Annotated in this window: 18 protein-coding genes; 5 read left to right on the top strand and 13 right to left on the bottom strand. The window is 36.8% G+C overall.

The annotated features are described in order from the left end of the window. Positions 1-17: 17 nt before the first annotated feature. From ACMGGO_RS23280 to ACMGGO_RS23265, 4 genes are all read right to left on the bottom strand, one after another. Positions 18-701, bottom strand: coding sequence for a DUF4956 domain-containing protein (locus ACMGGO_RS23280; protein ID WP_103119008.1), 684 nt, complete (start codon positions 699-701; stop codon positions 18-20). Positions 702-720: 19 nt separating this feature from the next. After that, positions 721-1,422, bottom strand: coding sequence for a polyphosphate polymerase domain-containing protein (locus ACMGGO_RS23275; protein ID WP_305193858.1), 702 nt, complete (start codon positions 1,420-1,422; stop codon positions 721-723). 209 nt (positions 1,423-1,631) lie between these two features. Continuing rightward, positions 1,632-3,047 carry an ATP-binding protein gene (locus ACMGGO_RS23270; protein WP_420282298.1) on the bottom strand — a complete coding sequence of 472 codons (1,416 nt, stop codon included), beginning with the start codon at positions 3,045-3,047 and terminating at the stop codon, positions 1,632-1,634. Beyond that, positions 3,031-3,717 (bottom strand): response regulator transcription factor, encoded by a 687-nt coding sequence (locus ACMGGO_RS23265; protein ID WP_279493475.1) that lies wholly within the window; start codon positions 3,715-3,717, stop codon positions 3,031-3,033. The genes ACMGGO_RS23270 and ACMGGO_RS23265 overlap by 17 nt, the downstream gene beginning before the upstream one ends. A 219-nt stretch (positions 3,718-3,936) precedes the next feature. Between ACMGGO_RS23265 and ACMGGO_RS23260 the strand changes: the two genes are divergently transcribed. Then, positions 3,937-4,269: a heme oxygenase gene (locus ACMGGO_RS23260; protein WP_048395499.1), complete on the top strand. Its 333-nt coding sequence runs from the start codon at positions 3,937-3,939 to the stop codon at positions 4,267-4,269. A 111-nt stretch (positions 4,270-4,380) separates the two neighbouring features. On the opposite strand, the gene ACMGGO_RS23255 is transcribed toward ACMGGO_RS23260, so the two are convergent. Further along, entirely contained in the window at positions 4,381-5,400 is a 1,020-nt protein-coding gene (locus ACMGGO_RS23255; protein WP_305193816.1) for a YeiH family protein, read from the bottom strand. Positions 5,401-5,513: 113 nt separating this feature from the next. Here ACMGGO_RS23255 and ACMGGO_RS23250 point away from each other — a divergent pair, with 113 nt between their 5' ends. Next, positions 5,514-6,395 (top strand): LysR family transcriptional regulator, encoded by an 882-nt coding sequence (locus ACMGGO_RS23250; protein WP_054548523.1) that lies wholly within the window; start codon positions 5,514-5,516, stop codon positions 6,393-6,395. Between the two features lie 17 nt (positions 6,396-6,412). Here ACMGGO_RS23250 and ACMGGO_RS23245 read toward each other — a convergent pair whose 3' ends face one another. After that, positions 6,413-7,330: a LysR family transcriptional regulator gene (locus ACMGGO_RS23245; protein ID WP_066038322.1), complete on the bottom strand. Its 918-nt coding sequence runs from the start codon at positions 7,328-7,330 to the stop codon at positions 6,413-6,415. A gap of 122 nt (positions 7,331-7,452) precedes the next feature. Here ACMGGO_RS23245 and ACMGGO_RS23240 point away from each other — a divergent pair, with 122 nt between their 5' ends. Next, entirely contained in the window at positions 7,453-8,643 is a 1,191-nt protein-coding gene (locus ACMGGO_RS23240; RefSeq protein WP_054548521.1) for a coenzyme F420-0:L-glutamate ligase, read from the top strand. A 185-nt stretch (positions 8,644-8,828) separates the two neighbouring features. Here ACMGGO_RS23240 and ACMGGO_RS23235 read toward each other — a convergent pair whose 3' ends face one another. Beyond that, positions 8,829-9,467 carry an RNA ligase family protein gene (locus tag ACMGGO_RS23235; protein WP_420282297.1) on the bottom strand — a complete coding sequence of 213 codons (639 nt, stop codon included), beginning with the start codon at positions 9,465-9,467 and terminating at the stop codon, positions 8,829-8,831. Between the two features lie 24 nt (positions 9,468-9,491). Further along, a complete protein-coding gene (locus tag ACMGGO_RS23230; RefSeq protein ID WP_054548519.1) occupies positions 9,492-10,448 on the bottom strand; it encodes an AAA family ATPase in 957 nt (318 codons plus the stop codon). Between the two features lie 437 nt (positions 10,449-10,885). Between ACMGGO_RS23230 and helD the strand changes: the two genes are divergently transcribed. Then, positions 10,886-13,189 (top strand): RNA polymerase recycling motor HelD, encoded by a 2,304-nt coding sequence (gene helD, locus ACMGGO_RS23225; protein ID WP_259420045.1) that lies wholly within the window; start codon positions 10,886-10,888, stop codon positions 13,187-13,189. A gap of 51 nt (positions 13,190-13,240) precedes the next feature. Here the strand turns inward: helD and ACMGGO_RS23220 are convergent, their stop codons facing one another. The 5 genes from ACMGGO_RS23220 to ACMGGO_RS23200 all read right to left on the bottom strand — a co-directional run bounded on the left by ACMGGO_RS23220 (position 13,241) and on the right by ACMGGO_RS23200 (position 17,580). Next, positions 13,241-13,996 carry an amino acid ABC transporter ATP-binding protein gene (locus tag ACMGGO_RS23220; protein WP_048395482.1) on the bottom strand — a complete coding sequence of 252 codons (756 nt, stop codon included), beginning with the start codon at positions 13,994-13,996 and terminating at the stop codon, positions 13,241-13,243. 13 nt (positions 13,997-14,009) lie between these two features. After that, positions 14,010-14,711 (bottom strand): amino acid ABC transporter permease, encoded by a 702-nt coding sequence (locus tag ACMGGO_RS23215; RefSeq protein WP_004233514.1) that lies wholly within the window; start codon positions 14,709-14,711, stop codon positions 14,010-14,012. Between the two features lie 12 nt (positions 14,712-14,723). Then, the gene (locus ACMGGO_RS23210; protein WP_259420044.1) at positions 14,724-15,431 is read right to left on the bottom strand and encodes an amino acid ABC transporter permease; all 708 of its coding nucleotides are present in this window, start codon (positions 15,429-15,431) and stop codon (positions 14,724-14,726) included. Positions 15,432-15,513: 82 nt separating this feature from the next. Then, positions 15,514-16,377, bottom strand: a complete 864-nt coding sequence (locus tag ACMGGO_RS23205) for a transporter substrate-binding domain-containing protein (RefSeq protein ID WP_048395478.1) — start codon at positions 16,375-16,377, stop codon at positions 15,514-15,516. A gap of 3 nt (positions 16,378-16,380) precedes the next feature. Beyond that, a complete protein-coding gene (locus ACMGGO_RS23200) occupies positions 16,381-17,580 on the bottom strand; it encodes an acyl-CoA dehydrogenase family protein (protein ID WP_420282296.1) in 1,200 nt (399 codons plus the stop codon). 282 nt (positions 17,581-17,862) lie between these two features. Here ACMGGO_RS23200 and ACMGGO_RS23195 point away from each other — a divergent pair, with 282 nt between their 5' ends. Further along, positions 17,863-18,609, top strand: a complete 747-nt coding sequence (locus tag ACMGGO_RS23195; RefSeq protein WP_048395475.1) for a hypothetical protein — start codon at positions 17,863-17,865, stop codon at positions 18,607-18,609. The last annotated feature ends 50 nt before the right edge of the window (positions 18,610-18,659 follow it).

Here is an 18,659-nt window from a genome sequence, read left to right as displayed (position 1 = left end):
ATTTGTTAATGAGGTCATTACGCTGTGAAATTCCCATCATAGCTCAGCATAATGGCTGATTTTACACCAGCTACCTTTGTTAGTTCTTCCATCAATTTTGCATCATTTTGTTTTACACGAATTTCATAAGTTGTTTCGATTTCATTCTGTTGCATAATGGATTTCGATTTGAGAGCGAATTTTTTTGTTTGCGCAGCAATAATTCGCTCAATTTCAGCATTAGCCAATTCCTCTTCAAACTTTACAATTAGTAAATACGGATTTTCTACCGTTATTTTATTAACGAATATTAGCAATACAAGTCCGATTAAAATAGCACCAATAATCACTAATGGAATAAAGCCAGCACCACATAAAATACCTGAAACAATTGCCCAGAAAATATAGACTAAATCCATGGGATCCTTAATAGGTGTACGGAAACGTACAATAGATAAGGCACCAACCATACCAAGTGACAGCAGAACATTTGAACTGATTCCCATAATCACTAGTGCTGTTGCCATTGTCATTATAAGTAGTGAGATATTGAATGAATGTGAGTAAATGACTCCATTAAAGGTCTTCTTATAAACAGCATAAATGAAAAGCCCAATAAAAAACGCTACTACTAAACCAATAATTGAATCGATTAATGAAAACGAGGTTGTTTTTTCTAAAAAGTTGGATTTAAAAATATCACTAAATTTAATTGTATCCATTGTTCATTCTCCTTTATTATTAGCCGTACATACGACTAAGTTGATATTTTGAATAGGCCTCAGCACGAGTATCCACTGACTGTAGTAAATATTTGATGATGTCTGGTAGATATTCATCGTACTTTACCTCTAAAATAACAAGATTAGGCTCCAGCACATCGACCATAGGCAAGTTTTGATTAAACATATCCGTGTTGCGTAGACTCGATTGCACCTTACTATCAAATGTCACACGCACATTGCCAAACGGATAGATATAGGCTTCTCTCTCGTAATCCACTACCGTAGTAGGTCGCAACTGGTTGTAATTCATCTCATGATATAAATCTAGAATTAGCGCTCGGTCATCATTCTTCATCCAGGCTATCTCGCCAATACGTAGTTTTTCATACTCAGCTTGAGATATTGAACATTTTGTTTTAAAGGTCACATTGTTACGCTTACTCTTCCGCTCAAGATTAATAACATTATTAGACTTGCCGTATATGCGTACTCGATATTTATCTCGATTAATAAAGCCTTCTTTTTTCTCATTTAACACTTTATTGGCAAAATTATCGAAGTACGTACTACGAATTAAATATTTACCGTCTAAGCCAGCATGATGATCACGCTGCATAACATGCTGAAGCTTGGCTTTTAATAATGCATAATCTGGATAGGAGATCGCTTGCTTTATTTCTTGGCGACCATTTGGATTAAATGAAGTAACTATTGGCATTTCATCACTCTCCCTACTTGTATTAGTGTCAGACTGACTAACCTTTAATGCTGCTCGTCCCTTTGTTCATTTCCCGTCTACATCGTTTACTATAAAGGGCTTTTGTGTCAGGCAGATGTCAGCTTTACAAATTCTTCAACTCTCTTTTACAAAACAAAGCAGATTTCTGGGAGACGGATTAAACCAACACTAAGAAGGCTACTACGCTCTTATAGCGTAGTAGCCTTTTGCAATACTAATTCAAAATGTGTTCCAGAGGGATTGCTTTCAATTAATCGCAAATCGCCCCCAACAGATTGGGCCATCATTTTACTAAGTGGTAATCCTAAACCCAAGCCGCGAACAGTATATTTTTTATTTTCCCCTCTATAAAAGCGCTCAAAAATAAATGACTGATCCTCTAGAGGGATTCCATGTCCTGTGTCCTTCACCATCACTGACAGAGCCTCGCCATGATCTATCAACCTCAAGGTTATTGTTCCTTTGTCCATCGCCTGTTTAGCATTGGTTAATAGGTTTGTAATGATCTGTTGGATACGAACAATATCTATCTGTACAAGCACAGGTTTTTCCAACAAATGTAAATGAACTTTTACATGTTCATCTTCCTGCATGACTTCCCACTGTGCCACCGCCTCTCGCAGTAGCTGATTAACATCTACTGACTCTATCTGCACAGGAACAGCATCGACAGCAAAATGGTTAAAGGCAAGTAAGTCACCAACCATTGTTTTCATTTTTGTCGTTTCGACCATAGCCATTTCAATGAATTCCATAGCATCCTGTCCCGTTACAACACCATCTCTTACAGCCTGTAATAAACCACTTATAGAGGTGACAGGTGTTTTCAATTCATGGGTGACACCTGCTAGTAATTCCGTTCGAGTTTTCTCCAGCTGTTCTAATTTATTTGCCATATTTTTAAAGGAGGAAACAAGCTCATAGATTTCCTTTTCCTTACTATATTGAGGCAAATCAATTGCATAATTGCCTTCCTGTACATGCTTGGCAGCCTCAGCTACTTGTTTAATGGGATGGGCCAAACGCTTTGACAGAAAGTAAATAGCGATCCAGCCTAATAATGCTAATGCTCCAATTAATATGGCAAGCTGTCCATATGCTTGGTTAACTCTTGTTAAATTCCCCTTCTTCTCCATCACCAGGGCCCAGCCCAATAACTCATGATTATTTTCTATCTTTCTTTTCACTACATATTCAGGTTCAAGTCCATCCTTTATTTCCTTAGTACCTTCTTTTCCATCTAACAAGCCAGCAACATTTTTAGCACTACCAGGTGGTACAGGACGGTTGCTAGTCAGTATATTTCCCTCTGTATCTACAACATACAAAATCGGATCGATCTCTTTCATATTAAAACGCTGACGATCCCCTATGAAACCTGGAATACCATTTATAGGTCCATTATTAGGATTTGTTGTATCCGTTAAACGATAGACCGTCTCGTCTGCTAAAAACTCCATTAATTCTAATCGATTTTCAAATGTTGTATGTCGAATCCACACTGCTGAGATTAAAGATATAATAGCTAAGCCTATAAAAAGTGTCAGTAAATATCGGCTCGTCCAATATTGAAGTAAGGATATTCGCTTATTTTTTTTGAACACTTAGCTGATACCCCAATCCACGTAGTGTCTTTATTTCTCCTTCCGCTTCATCCCATTCTTTTAAAGCCTTCCTTAGCCTCTTTATAGCTAAATCTACAGCACGATCACTACCCTCATACTCCCATCCCCAAACTTGATCTATAAGCTGATCCCGGGTAAATGTTTGATTAGGGTGGTCAGCTAAAAACATGAGCACTGATAAATCTCTTGGCGTTAATACAATCTCTTCTCCACCCAAAAGCACTTTATGCGCTTTACAATCAATCACTAGAGACCCATACTGCTTACCAGTAGCTGAATCAGAACTACCTACAGCACGTCTTAAAACAGCCCTCACTCTTGCAACAACTTCATCTGCGATAAAAGGCTTGGCAATATAATCATCTGCCCCATGATCAAACCCCTCTAGACGGTAATTAACCTCACCTAATGCTGTTAACATGATAACTGGGCAAGTACTTCGTTCTCTTATTTCTTTTAAAATGGACCAACCATTTTTTTCTGGTAACATAATATCTAGCAACACTAGATCTGGCTGTGTTTCACGAAACATGACCAAGGCTTGACCACCATTGAAACATTGTGTCACACTATAACCGACTTTTTGTAAATACACCTTTAAAACCTGGCTTATTGGATATTCGTCCTCTATTACTAGAATGTTTGCCAAAGTCAATCACCTCGCTACTAGTTCACTCTTATATTCATTATAGCACTGGATTATGTCAGTTAAATGTCAGCCTATCCATTACCCATAAACTAATAGCACAGATTATATAGAGGACATCTATTGACAATGTCTTCCTCAGCCACTTATCATTGAGTGCGAATGATAATCAATGATAATTCATTCAAAAACCTAGTAAATGAAATTAAGGGGGGTAAAAGCATGATTATTGTAACTAATCGTATTCAAGTAAAACCCGGTTTTGCTGCGAGAATGGCACCAAATTTTACAAAGCCAGGTCCTCTGCAACAGTTTGAAGGCTTTCATAAAGTAGAGGTATTAATTTCAACTGATGATCCTACTTATGATGAAATGAGTGTTAATATGTATTGGGAATCTAAGGAGCATTTCCAAGCATGGCGTAATAGCGATGCATTTGCTGCAGCCCATCAACGCCCAAATTCGGGCTCTGAGGGAGAAAAGGCTGACAGTCCAATTATCGGCAGCAAAATAGTGGTGGCGGAATTAGCTTCTTCTATTGAAGCCTTAAATTAATAAACGACGATTAAATTACTTATACATTATCTTCTGATTCTATCTAAAAAGCCCTGCATGTTGAACGATCATGTAGGGTCTTTTTTCTTGGTATAAGAAACATTGATTAAATCAATATAAAAGAATGACTAGTATATAGCCCAGCACGGATAGACAAACCGAGCCAATTAAACCTGCAATAAATGCCTTTACACCTAGCTCCTTAAATGTTTTCATCTCAACATTTAGCCCTAAACCAGCCATTGCCATCGCAATTAAGATATAAGCAATATCTACTAATGCTTGCGATACATTCGCCGGTATAATCCCTAAAGAGTTGATAGCACTCATCGCTAAAAATCCTAAAATAAACCACGGTATGATGGATAAAGAAAAGGCTTTTTTCTCTTCACTTTTGTCCATTCTTCGATAGAAAATACCAATAACAATTGCTACAGGTACGAGTAGGGCCACTCGTGTTAATTTCACGATGACGGCTATATCAATTGCTTCATTTCCACCAGCAGATGCAGCTGCAATTACATGCGCAATTTCATGTAATGTCCCCCCTGCGAAAATACCATACGCAGTAGGTGTTAAATCGATGATGGAATAAAGTACCGTATAAATAAGTGTAAAAATAGTCCCCAATAACGCAACAATCGCTGCCCCTACCGCCGTTTCCTTTTCATTTGCTTTAATTTGAGGTGCAATTGCCACTACTGCAGCAGCTCCGCAAATGGCAGTCCCGCAAGCCGTTAATATCCCTAGCTTTTGATCGACTTTAAATATTTTTGTTAGGCCGTACACAACAATTAAGGCAAATAGCAGATTAATGACTGCAATTAAAAAAACGTTAGCACCCGCATGATAAATATCTGCCAAATTTAAGCGCATACCCAATAAAATAATACCAAAGCGTAATAGCTTCTTGCTGGAAAATGAAATACCTACTTGCCAAGAATCTTGTACTTTAAATGTTGCTCGCCAGGTCATCCCTAATATAATGGCAATAACCAACTGTCCCAATATTGAAAGGAAAGGAAATGTGGCAATATATTTCGCTACTAAAGCAATAAGAAGCGTTAACAATATCCCCTTCAAGAAATTTGGATTAAGAGTAGATTTTAATTTAAGCTGTCTATTAACCATGATGTTCACTTCTTTCTCCCTTGTTGATTATTACTTTAATAAAGAGTGCACTATTAGTAAAATACATATATATAATTATTATTATTAATATTTCTAATAATAGGGGTGAAGATATGCAATTGGATGCTTTAAAAACATTTATCACACTGGTTGAGGTCAATAATTTTACAAAGACCTCTGAAATACTTCATATTTCACAACCAAGTGTTAGCTTACACATTAAGAATCTAGAGCAAGAATTACAAACAACCTTATTTATTCGTTCCCCAAAATCGGTGCAAATTACACCAACTGGTGAAATTCTTTATAAACGAGCAAAGCAAATCATGGCGATAGCTGAAGCTGCAAAAGAAGATATCGCTGCCTATCATCAAGAGGTACAAGGTACGCTAGTCATTGGGGCAAGCTTTACAATTGGCGAATATATATTACCTCCAATTATTGCAAGCTTACAGCAACAATTCCCACAACTTGAACTTCAAATTATTATTGGCAATACAAAAGAAATCATTCAATATACAAAATTACTGCAAGTCGATATAGGTCTAATTGAAGGACAGGCTCATGATAATGAACTAGTCATTAAGCCATTTATGCAAGATGAGTTATTTATTGTTAGCGACAGTAAACATCCTCTTACAAAGCAACAACCTCTGACTGCTGATAAACTCCAGCAGCAAAGCTGGGTTGCGCGTGAAGAAGGCTCTGGAACACGTTATTATCTGGATCATTTATTCAGAGCAAATGGTTTACAGATTCATTCGCTTTTGACTATTAGCAGTAATCAGGGCGTGAAGGAGAGTGTAATGCAGGGACTTGGTCTTTCTTTATTGTCTGCCTGTGTGATAGAACGTGAATTAAAAAATGGAGATATGACTATTCTGCGCCTTGAAGGACAGCACTTTATGCGAACATTTTCTTATCTTTGCTCACCTACCATGAAAAATAAGCGCAATGTCGACATACTGATTGATATCTTAATAAAAAAAGCATAGCGATTCTTTTCTCGTCGCTAAGCTCTTTTTATGGTTCTTCTCGTATTAAAATGTTTACTTTCAATGATTTCAACAAATTTCATTGCTGCTCTAGAAAGAGGTACTGACTTCAAATAACACATACCAATACTTCTCGTAGGAATACTTTCCCTTAAAGTTAATTCATAAAGAAGTCCACGTTGAAGATAGTCCTTTGAAAATTCCTTTGTTACACATGCAATGCCAAGGTTACTACGCGCAAATTCGAGTACTAAATCATGTGAGCCTAGCTCAAACTCTGGCTCTATGTGAACGCCTCTTGCAAAAAGATAATCTTCCACATACTTCCTTGAATTCGATTTTTTCTCTAGAAAGATAAGTGGAAATTTTAAAAGGTCCTCATAGTTTAAACTTTTAGATGAAAGTGTTTTATATTTTTCCCCACAGACAAAAATATCCTGAATATCTGTACATACCGTTAACTGTAATGTTGAATCTTCAATTGGAAAATTACAAAACCCTATATCTACTTCACCCGATTTAATAAAATTACAAATTTCAGAGGTTGTGCCATTTAGCATTTGCAATTTAATATTCGGATACATTGTATGGAATGCTTCTAAATAAGGCATTAAAAAGAAGCGTGAGATCGTATCACCTACACCTATTTTTAATTGCCCTGTTGTTAAATTTTTGAATTCAAGTAACTTTTCTTCACCAGCATCTAAAAGCCCTAAAGCAGAATTAGTATATTCAAAAAGTAGGCTACCCTCTGTTGTTAATGTCACACCTTTAGGAGTTCGATTAAAAAGACGTGTGCCAAGTTCATTTTCTAATTGCATCATTGCCTGACTTACAGCTGGCTGTGTCATATATAAATCTTTTGCCGCACTAGAAAAGCTATTATTTTTTGCTACAACACTAAAAACACGATATAAATCTAATTTCCCTATCATATAAGCACCTCTTATAGCTATTATATGAACTATTAATTTTACTTATATCATTAACGAGCCTTATAGTAAAATCATATGGTTTTTATATCACTTTACGCTAGATAGAATGAGGAGAGATTAAATTGGAACGTGTAATCGGTACAGTTGTAAGAGGTCTTCGTGGTCCTATTATTAATGAAGGCGATAATATTGAACAAATTGTTGTAGATACAGTGTTAAATGCTGCACATATTGAAGGATATACAATAGAGGATCGTGATATTGTGACAGTAACTGAATCTGTCGTGGCACGTGCACAAGGAAACTATGCTACAATTGATGATATTGCCATAGATGTAGCGGCTAAGTTTGGAGATGATACGGTAGGCGTTATTTTCCCCATCTTAAGTCGAAACCGCTTCGCCAATTGTTTACGAGGCATCGCTAAAGGTGTAAAAAAGGTAGTATTAATGCTAAGCTACCCATCTGATGAAGTGGGTAATCACCTTGTAGATATTGATGAGCTCGATGTAAAAGGCATTAACCCATGGACGGATACACTCAATGAGGTTGAATTCCGCGAGCATTTTGGCTATAAAAAACACACATTTACTGGTGTAGATTATATTGAATACTATAAAGAGTTAATCGAAGCAGAAGGGGCTACGTGTGAGGTCATCTTCTCAAATAATCCAAAAACAATTTTAAATTACACAAAGAGTATCTTAACATGTGATATTCATTCACGCTTCCGCACAAAACGTATTCTAACAGCGAACGGTGCAGAAAAAGTTTACAGCCTTGATAATATTTTAGCTGAATCAATTAATGGCTCTGGTTTCAATGCTGAGTATGGTCTACTTGGCTCGAACAAAGCAACAGAGGATAGTGTTAAATTATTCCCACATACTTGCCAACCGATTGTTGATGGAATCCAAGCAAAAATTAAAGAAGCTACAGGAAAAACAGTAGAAGTTATGATTTATGGTGACGGCGCATTCAAAGATCCTGTGGGTAAAATTTGGGAGCTTGCAGATCCTGTTGTATCCCCAGCATTCACCGCTGGATTACATGGAACACCGAACGAGGTTAAATTAAAATATTTAGCGGACAATGATTTTGCAGACCTTCGAGGCGAAGAACTAAAGGCTGCTATTTCTGAATACATCCAAAATAAAGATGAAGATTTAACAGGTCAAATGGCTGCACAAGGAACAACACCGCGTCGTTTAACAGACCTTATCGGTTCCCTATCTGACCTTACATCTGGTTCGGGTGACAAAGGAACACCAATGATTTACATTCAAGGCTACTTCGATAATTACACTAAATAAACAAACAAAAATGAACTCTCGTCCTAATGAAGAGAGTTCATTTTTTTATGGCGAGGATAACAGGAATCGAACCCGTACTCCCATTGGAAAGGGATATGCACTCCTTGCACCTACCTCGTAATAGATGATTATTGAATGCTTGCTATAGTATTACATTGTGCTCAGTCCCTTCTCTTCTTAATTGGTTAGGATTTTAATTTATTTGGAATAATTTCTTCTTGTAGCCAATGCTCACTTGTTTGAACATGTTGCGGTCTCACAAATTTCCCTAAATTATAGCGGAAATCTTCGTAATGGAATGAGCTAGTATTTCTAATGACATACCCCTCTTGTTCCCCTTCAAAGAATGATTTTCCATTGAATGTACGTTTTATCTGTTCTTCGTCAAAAATCCCTCGGTATAAAACGGGCACTGTTTCTATACCTAACTCTGCTGCAAAGGCCACGGTTTCATCCCAGCTCAAACAAATATTTTCTTCATTCCAAATGCTAAACAAATAGAAATAGCTTGTTAATCCTTGATAATAAATAGAATGCTTGGCATAAACATTTTCACCACATAAGCGCCAGTCCTTTGGAATCCGATATGCAAAATTCGCGTGAAATGTTTTTACCCAATGTCTAGAAGGATGGTTGGCTGAATGAATACTTCTAGCATGCATATAGTCTCTGTAAAGCGTTGTACCTTCTCCATCTAACTTTTCAGTGACAACAACCTCCTTTCCAATAAAATGATTCACATTTCTAGCAACTTTATCATCATCGGTATAACCCCTGCTCCATGGTAAATGAAAACTTCTTGGGTACTTCATTAATTTCGTCATATTTTCACCTTCCTTTCCTAAAGTTTACTTGGCAAATTGATCTGCCTCACGGAAAAAATAAAGCCTTGTTAATAAATCACCATCTAATAAATGATAAATTTGGCTTCCACCTCTATCTCCCCCATACTGGATTAACATATGAAATTGCACTAAATGAACAACCTTTAATACAAATTCCTTTTCAAAGCCCAACTCTAATAGAAAATGGCAAACCAGTTGAGCCGAGACATTTTCATGCCCAAAATAACCATAACGCTGTTGCAAAGGTTTATATTTTTTACAAGCTGGTTTACCGACATCATGAAACAATGCAGCTATTTGTAGAGCTAGTTTATCGCTTTCTAAGTAGTACTCATTGATATACGCGTACACAAAATACGTATGCTGACATAGTAAAAATTGATGGAATGGGTTTTCTTGATCGAATTGATAAATTTCTTTGAAAAGTGGGACTGCTTGAAGTGTTTGAAAAAGCTCTTCATAGGTGGGGTGGCCTTGTATGAGTGAAACAAATTGTTGTCGAGAAAGATCATAGGGACTTGATTCATGAATAATATGCAATTCATTAAACCCTTCTCCTACTGTCGGGAACTCTAAATGCTTTCTCATTTTTTCCATCACGATTAATGGTACATGTCTTTTCCTTTGCTGGTTTCTAGCTACACAGATTGAATAAGGTGTATCAAAGTAATAACATACCTTCTGCACATTACTTGGTATTTTACGAAGTGCAAACATCCTGCGCTCTCGTTCAATATTGGTTGCATCCACAATGACAGAAAACCCTTTTGCCACTAAGTCATTAAGACGTTCATATAATGTACGAAAGACTATACGTGATTTTTGCCTTGTTGAATCCCCAAATAACTCCTGACGTATAGCGTCGCTTGATAGGACAATTGCATTTTCATTTTTAGCTAACTGTTTCACAAATGTACTTTTCCCACTACCAGGCAACCCCACTGTAAAGATTACCTTCATTCTTTTCACCTCCCTTCAAGTTTCTTTATCGTATGGCATGCCACATTCTTTAGTGTCTCAATAGCATTTCATCCATTATTTTTAATAACAATTTATGATAATCAGTCATAATATGAAGCAATATTACATATAAAAAAGACGGCTCCACCTTTTTGTAGAGCTGTCTCTGTTTATCAATATCTTATTACCTTACACATTTATTGTATCATAAATTTACAATAATTTCTAGACTATACTTCTTTCCGAAGTAGATGTATGATAAATTTCCTGCTTCAATCCCCCCATATCATCTGCATTTGGATACTTTCACTATATTCAAATTTGTGGTTGGACAAACAGTTAAAAAAGCAGCACAATTACCCTCTTCTCACCATCTATTGAGGTGAGGGTTACTGTCAAAGGAAGCAAATAACTATGGAGAGGAATGTGAGTAAACGTTGGAAAATCAAAAAGAATGGCTAGAAGAAAAGCATCACCTTGAGGATTCTTTAAACATTATTGTTCATAAAATAAAAGAGTTAGAGCATAAAGAAAAAGGTTTTAAAGAAAATGCTGTTGCCTTAAAGAAATCCTTTTGGAACGATGTGAGAGTCAATCTAGATACCGCTGAGGATGTAGACGAAACCTTTTTTGCAATTAAGCAGCAGGCAGAGCTTTTATCTGACTCAGAGCTAGCACAGGAACGTGCAATTCGTAATGTAAAGGTATATGAACGTTTACAACAGTCACCCTATTTTGCTCGTATTGACTTTGTACAAGATGGTCAACAAGACCCTTTAAAAATTTATATTGGTGTAGCCACATTATTGGATGAACAGGATGAAAATATCATCATTTTTGATTGGCGAGCGCCTATATCAAGTATGTATTATGATTACACACCTGGTGATGCATCCTACGAAACATTAGGTGAAGAAATTCATGGAGAAATGCTGTTAAAACGGCAATTTATTATTAAAAATGGTCAACTACAATCCATGTTTAATACGGGCCTTACAATTGGTGATGACCTACTGCTCGATATCCTTGCGCAAAATGCAAATGAGCATATTCGTAGTATTGTTGCGACAATCCAAGCAGAGCAAAATAAAATTATTCGCCATGTAAATTCACGCTATCTTATTGTTGAAGGTGTGGCAGGTAGTGGCAAAACAGCTGTAGCCTTACAGCGGGTAGCTTATCTACTTTATCGTTATCGTGATGAAATGACTGCCGATCAAATTCTGCTAATTACACCTAACCAACTTTTTAATCAATATGTTCATTCTGTCTTACCTGATTTAGGGGAAGACAATATGCAGCAGTTAACGTTTATAGAATATGCTGAAAAACGATTAGGTAAACAGTTTCAATTAGAGTATCCTTATGAGCAGCTTGAAGAACTGTTAACAGAAAAGGATGATGCTCAGTATCAAACAAAATTAAGCATCATTTCTTTTAAAGCGAGTCTCGCTTATAAACATTTAATCGATCAATATGCGAGTTATTTATCCGATAAAGGCTTGTTATTTAAAAATATCGTTTTTCGTGGAGAACGGATTATTACTGCACAGGAAATTACCGAATACTTCTATTCTTTCCCTTCTACTATGTCGATACCAGATCGCCTACAATTAGTAAAAGAATGGTTATTGCAGCAACTAACGAAATTGGAAAAGGCTGAGCGTACAAAGGAATGGGTAGAAGAAGCTACTGAGCTATTAGATAAAGAAGATTACTCCAAATCTTATAGTGAACTTTTATATGAGGGTCGCTATACTGAAAACTCATTTGACGATTTTGATCAAGAACGCTATAAATTAGCGAGACAAATTGTCAAAAAACACTTTAAACCATTACGTAACTCTGTGAACAAGTTAAAGTTTGTCCATATGTTGGGTACATATCGACAGCTCTTTGATTTGAATAGTTCTATTAACAGGGATTTACAACACCTTATGCCAGACAATTGGGAGGACATTTGTCTACAAACACTCCCTAATTTAGCAAAGCGTTTGATTGCCTATGAGGATACTGCACCATTTTTATATTTACAGGACAAAATTGAAGGACAACAGACCAATAGGATGATCCGTCATGTGTTAATAGATGAAGCACAGGATTATTCGCCATTTCAACTTACTGTATTACAGCAGTTATTTCCAAAAGCACGTATGACCATTTTAGGTGATGGCCACCAAACGATTCATCCACATACCTTTAATAATCCTTCTCTACTCGACACTCAATTATATGGTGAGCAGGCAGAAAAAATGATATTAACCAAAAGCTATCGTTCGACAAAGCAAATCATACAACTCACTGCCAAAATATTGAATGATGGTAGTGAAGTAGAAGCATTTAACCGAAATGGCCCTGAACCATCGATTACTATTGTGCCAAATGAATTGGAATTAATGGATCAAATTATTCAAAATATCGACCATTTATCTATTGAATTCGAAACAATTGCTGTCATCTGTAAAACCGCAGCCGAATGCTCTGCCGTTTATAAGCAATTAAACAATCGAGTAGATATTCAATTAATCAACCATAATTCAAAGCAGTTTAAGAAGGGTATTTTATTACTTCCAGCTTACATGGCGAAAGGGATCGAATTTGATGCGGTAATCATCTATAATGCATCTGCTGCTAATTACTCAAGAGAAAGCGAACGGTACTATTTCTATACGGCGTGTACAAGAGCTATGCATGAGCTGCACATTTATTCTATTAACAAATTAACGTATTTCCTTCAATAATAGGTAACAGGAGAATCTGTAAATAACAGATTCTCCTGTTCTCTTGCTGTTTTATATATAGAACGTATAGTCTTCTGGAATAACACGTTTTAAAAATTTCTTCGTTCGCTCCTCTTTTGGGCTGACGAAAATATCATGAGGGCTACCTTCCTCTACAACCACTCCTCCATCCATGAAAATTACGCGATTGGCAACATCTTTGGCAAAGCCCATTTCGTGTGTTACTACAAGCATTGTTGTACCCTCCGCCGCAATATTTTTCATGACCTGTAGAACCTCACCTACCAATTCAGGGTCAAGTGCGGACGTTGGTTCATCAAATAAAATAATATCAGGATTCAAAGCTACTGCTCGTGCAATACCAACACGTTGCTGTTGACCTCCTGACAACTGACTTGGATAGGCATCATATTTGTCTGATAAACCTACTTTATCAAGTGCCTTTTTACCAATTTCCACAGCCTGTGCTTTAGGAATTTTACGTCCAATGATTAATCCTTCCGTTACATTTTCTAATGCTGTTTTATTAGTAAATAGATTATAGTTTTGAAAGACAAATGCGACACGCTGGCGAATTGCATGCACGTCTTTTTTCTTTACATGTTGAAAATCAACCTGAATATCTCCAAATGTCGCATGGCCTTGATCAGCCTTCTCTAAAAAATTGATACAACGCAATAATGTTGTTTTTCCTGAACCACTGGGACCTAAAATAACAACAACGTCCCCTTTATCAATGGCTAAATCAACACCCTTTAAGATTTCATTGCCACCAAATGATTTATGAATATTTTTAATTTCTAACATGCTAATTCACCCCTTAGACATTTGCCATTTTGTATTTGCTTAAATATTTCTCATAACGCTTAAACAAGTATTCAACCGTACTACATAAAATTAAGTACACAATAAAGATATCCAAATAGGCCTCTACATAATTGTAGCCAACGTTTGCCGCTACTTTTGCCTTCAGTGTAATTTCAGGAAGCGACATTGCGTAGCCTAGCGATGTAGCTTTAATAAGATTAACTGTAGCTGTGCAAATATTCGGCAATGCCACTACTAATGCCTGTGGAATGATGATGCGAGTATATGCTTGGAATGTTGACAAACCTACTGAGTGTGCAGCCTCTAGTTGCCCCTTTTCAATGGTACTTAACGCCGATCGAAAGACCTCAATCAAAATGGCTGTTGAGCTGAATGCAAATACAATAAACGCATACCAAATTGGATTGATTTTATAAATATCATACGCAATATGATATTTTTCAAAAATAATTTTTAACATTAAAGGTATACTGCTATAGATAATAAAAATTTGTATAATAATCGGCGTTCCTCGAACAAAAGAAACATAAATCTTCGCGAGGTGATGAATAACTGGAATTTTATTGATCCTAGTTAGTGCTAACAAAAAACCTAGTGGCAAAGCTATCACCAAAGCAACAACTGTGACTAGGAGCGCTATAGGAACACCAGACAAAGCTACGAAAAATGTTTCAAGTAAAAATTGATAATTCACCCTCACGCCTCCTTAAGTTGTTTCTAGGGTCTTCTTACCCTTGCCAAATACCTTTTCTAATATAGTAAATATTTTCTCTATAATAATAGATAACACCCAATAGATAATAGCCAATGCAATATAAATTTCTAAGGCATGAGCATTGATGTTACTTGCAATAATTAGATTTGCCTTACCTACAATATCAATTAGACCAATTGTATAAGCGAGTGCACCTTCCTGTAATAGAGCAATCATGCCATTGCCAAAGTTCGGTAAAGCGACGACCAGCGCCTGCGGAAAAATAATTCGACGGTAGGCTTGGAATGGTGTTAACCCGACACTAACGGCTGCTTCAAACTGCCCTTTTGGAATGGCTAAGTAGGCAGACCGTATCACCTCAGACATTATTGCCGTGAATTGTAAGGTGAATGTTACGACAACAAATATGGCCGTTTCAATTGAATGGAGATTAAGACCAACATTTTCCGCTAATGCTGGGACACCATAGTAGACAAGAAATAACAAAACAATGGAGGGTGTACAACGCATAATCGTTGTATACAGATTGGCGAATTTAATTAGCCACTTGACTGAAGATAGCTTAGCAGCCGCCAGCAATAAGCCGAATAGGGTACCTAAGATAATGGAGGACCCTGCAACTAAGAACGTGATTTTTAAAAATGGCAATAACACTGGGATTGCGTTCCAAATGTAGGTTGCGTCAAAATATTTATCCATTTCCTCACCAACTTTTGTTTTTATGAATAAAGACTGCTGAGCATTACTGACTCAACAGCCTTACTATTCGTTCCGTTTTAAACTAACGATTTACGTTTTCCAGTACTTCAAATAAATCACGGCCATAGAATTTTGTACTTAATTCATTTGTTTTCTTTTGTTCTTTAACCTGTGCTATTGCTTTATCATAAGCGTCAGCAAATTCCTGCTCTTTTTTATTGAACAGTGGCCATGTTTTTATAACAGCAAATTCGTTATAGACAACGTCATCTTTTAGGTTATAATATGGTCCATCTTCTGCAAGTACTTGTTGTTTAAATGGGCCTTCAATCATGACACCACCATCAACACGGCCCTCATTTACCCACTGCACTACATCGACAGTAAAGGCGTCACCGGCCTCAAGTTTTACTTTATTATCTGGATTTGCCGTATTATACTCATCGATAATTGTATATTGAGCATTATTTGCAGCAATTGGTGCTAAAGAATAGCCCTTTTTCGCAAAATCTGCTAATGTTTTCACGCCTTCATCCTCTTTACGCAAAACTAAACCTGCGCTACTTAAACCTAAGAATTCCTTCGGGAAAATAAATTTCTCTGTTCGTTCCTGAGTAAAGAATGCGTTTTTAACCCCTACTTGATATTTCCCTTGCTCCACACCAATTAATAAATCATCACTTGTTGTACCTACATACTCAAATTGATAGTCAGGTAGCAATTCATCTACTAATTTCATTACTTCTACATCATAACCAGTTGGATTTCCATTATCGTCAATGTAACTAATAGGCTTTGACGCTTGATCGTAGGCTACTTTTACTGTACGTACCTTTTCACCATCACCAGAATCTTTATCTGCAGACTCTCCTGAATTACAACCTGCTAATAATGCTATAGAGGCCAAACCAATTGCAGCAAATTGAAAAATCTTATTCTTCTTCATATGTCATTTCTCCTTATTGTTCACATGATTTAATGATTGATTTTCATATAATTTCTGCTGTTCAATAGCGGCAGTCGCTAATTTAATTATCGTCATATCATCCATCGGTGGATTATGAAGCCCTGCACGAACATTGCGGTAAAAACGCTGTAATGGATTGGATAGTTGTAAGCTTTTCGCCCCTACTACACGCATCGCTTTATCGACTATATCTATTGCCATGTTTGTTACTGTGTGTTTAGCAACAGCCATTTCATTTGTTATTAGTCCACGTCTAGCAGGATCATCGTAAGCCTCAGCCACTCCGTATAAGACAAAACGTGCTTGATGGAGCTTTAATTCAATATCCCCTAAAAGCTGTTGTACGTTTGGCAACGTACTAATTGGCGCATTCAGGCTATTCGGTTGATGGTGATTAGCAAAATGAATAGCATAATCACGGGCTGCTTGTGCAATACCTAAGTAAGTTGCTGGGATATGGAGTATCCAGCCATTTATTTTGCCACCACTCGGATGACTTGGTAACTCTACTAAATACTCTGTTGCAACAAGCACATCCTTTAACACAAGGTCGTGGCTGCTTGTGCCTCGCATTGCAGACATCTCCCAATTCTCCTCAATGGATAGACCTGCTGCATCCTTATGAATGAGGAAGAAGCCAACTTGCTGCTTTTCTTCAATCCAAGCGGAGGTAAGGAAATAATCGAGCACTGGAGATGCAGTCGTAAAAATCTTGCGCCCATTTATTAGCCAGCCACCTTTAGTAGAAATGGCATTTGTCCCTGGCCGCCCTCCTCGCGTTGGGCTACCTGTTGCCGCCTCACTAACAGCTCTATTAATCATGGCCCCTTTCTTTATTTCTTCAGAAAAAGCTATTAATAGATCATCAGTCCATAGTTTAGTTTCATAAATTTCACCAACAACACCTAATGTCCATCCAAGGGAAAGAGAGGCATTTTCGTCATAGCTTGCTAGCGTCTCTTGTACAAGCACCATATCATAAACAGATAACCCTTCTCCGCCATATTGTTTCGGTAAAGTAAGTTGAGGATAGCCAATTTGTAAAAGTAATCGATGAGCTTCGAACGGAAAACGAGATTGCTCATCTACCTCAACAGCCTCTGCCTTGATTGGCTCAGCTATAGCAGCTAGTTGATCTAGCCAATATCGTTGTCGCTCTGTCTTTACAAATAAATTCTTCAAATGAATCTCCTTCTTCCTAATATATATAAATCGTATAAATTTACTAAGGATTGATAATGAAAAAAAATCTCTTGCTACATGAATGTAGTGAGATACTATTTGGTACTGAATTTTCTGATTCGTTGACACTTATAATACTTTTCGCATTAGAAAATGTCAATGGGTGAAATTCAAGTTTTTTTGTAAGTTTAATATGTATTACAAAGTTTCAACTTTTACCTTTGATTTATGCACCAAGCTTTTCTTACAACATATGCTAAGACTAATGAAAGAGGTGCATATATGACCAATAATTTAAATTCGCCACTAAACGGTGGAATCATAACCCATTCGGCTCCACAAGTTATTCAAACTAAGTTTGGAGATATTAACGGGGATGGTTTTTTTGAAACCATTTTTTTAATGGGCACTAAACAGCCTGATAGTCCTTTCTGGAGAAATCTAACACTGTCTATTTTTTATGGTCAAACAAGACAAATGGAGCAACTTCCATTGAAACAAAATATGGGCTATAATCCGACTATTTTCTTGGGCGATTTTACTGGTAATCATATTGAGGATATTCTGGTTGTGTCTGATACAGGAGGTAGCGGCGGAATTGTAAATGGTGAGATTTTTTCCTCCATCAACAATCAAGTTCGTTCCATCTTTGATGCAGAGTCTTTTAATAATAAACTTAAATATAAGGTCAATTATGTAGATCATTATAAGGCTGTTGTTCAGAGTTTTAATCCTGCTATTAAATACACAATTGATTTACAGTATAAAGGAACCGACTACTTAGCTGAAATTTATAATCCAGATGGCACCTTGAAGCAACCGATTGAAGGCTGGGTAGATCCTTTTGGAGGACTATATCCTGTTGATTACGACCGAGATGGAACGTATGAAATTTTAGGATATCAAGAAATTGCAGGTAGATATCATGCTGATGGATTAGGCTATGTAGAAAATATTTTAAAATGGAATGGCCATGAATTTGTAATAGATCGGCAAACGGTTGGTATTTTTGGTGAGGATTTATCATAGACGACAAATCTAGCTATTAAATAATCTAAAACAGGAATCTGCTCATTTTT

It is taken from the genome of Lysinibacillus sp. BNK-21 (assembly GCF_048684915.1).
GTDB classification, from domain to species: Bacteria; Bacillota; Bacilli; order Bacillales_A; family Planococcaceae; genus Lysinibacillus; species Lysinibacillus capsici.
The sequence above is the reverse complement of the archived record's forward strand: the minus strand, read 5'-3'. Positions and strand labels throughout refer to the sequence as shown.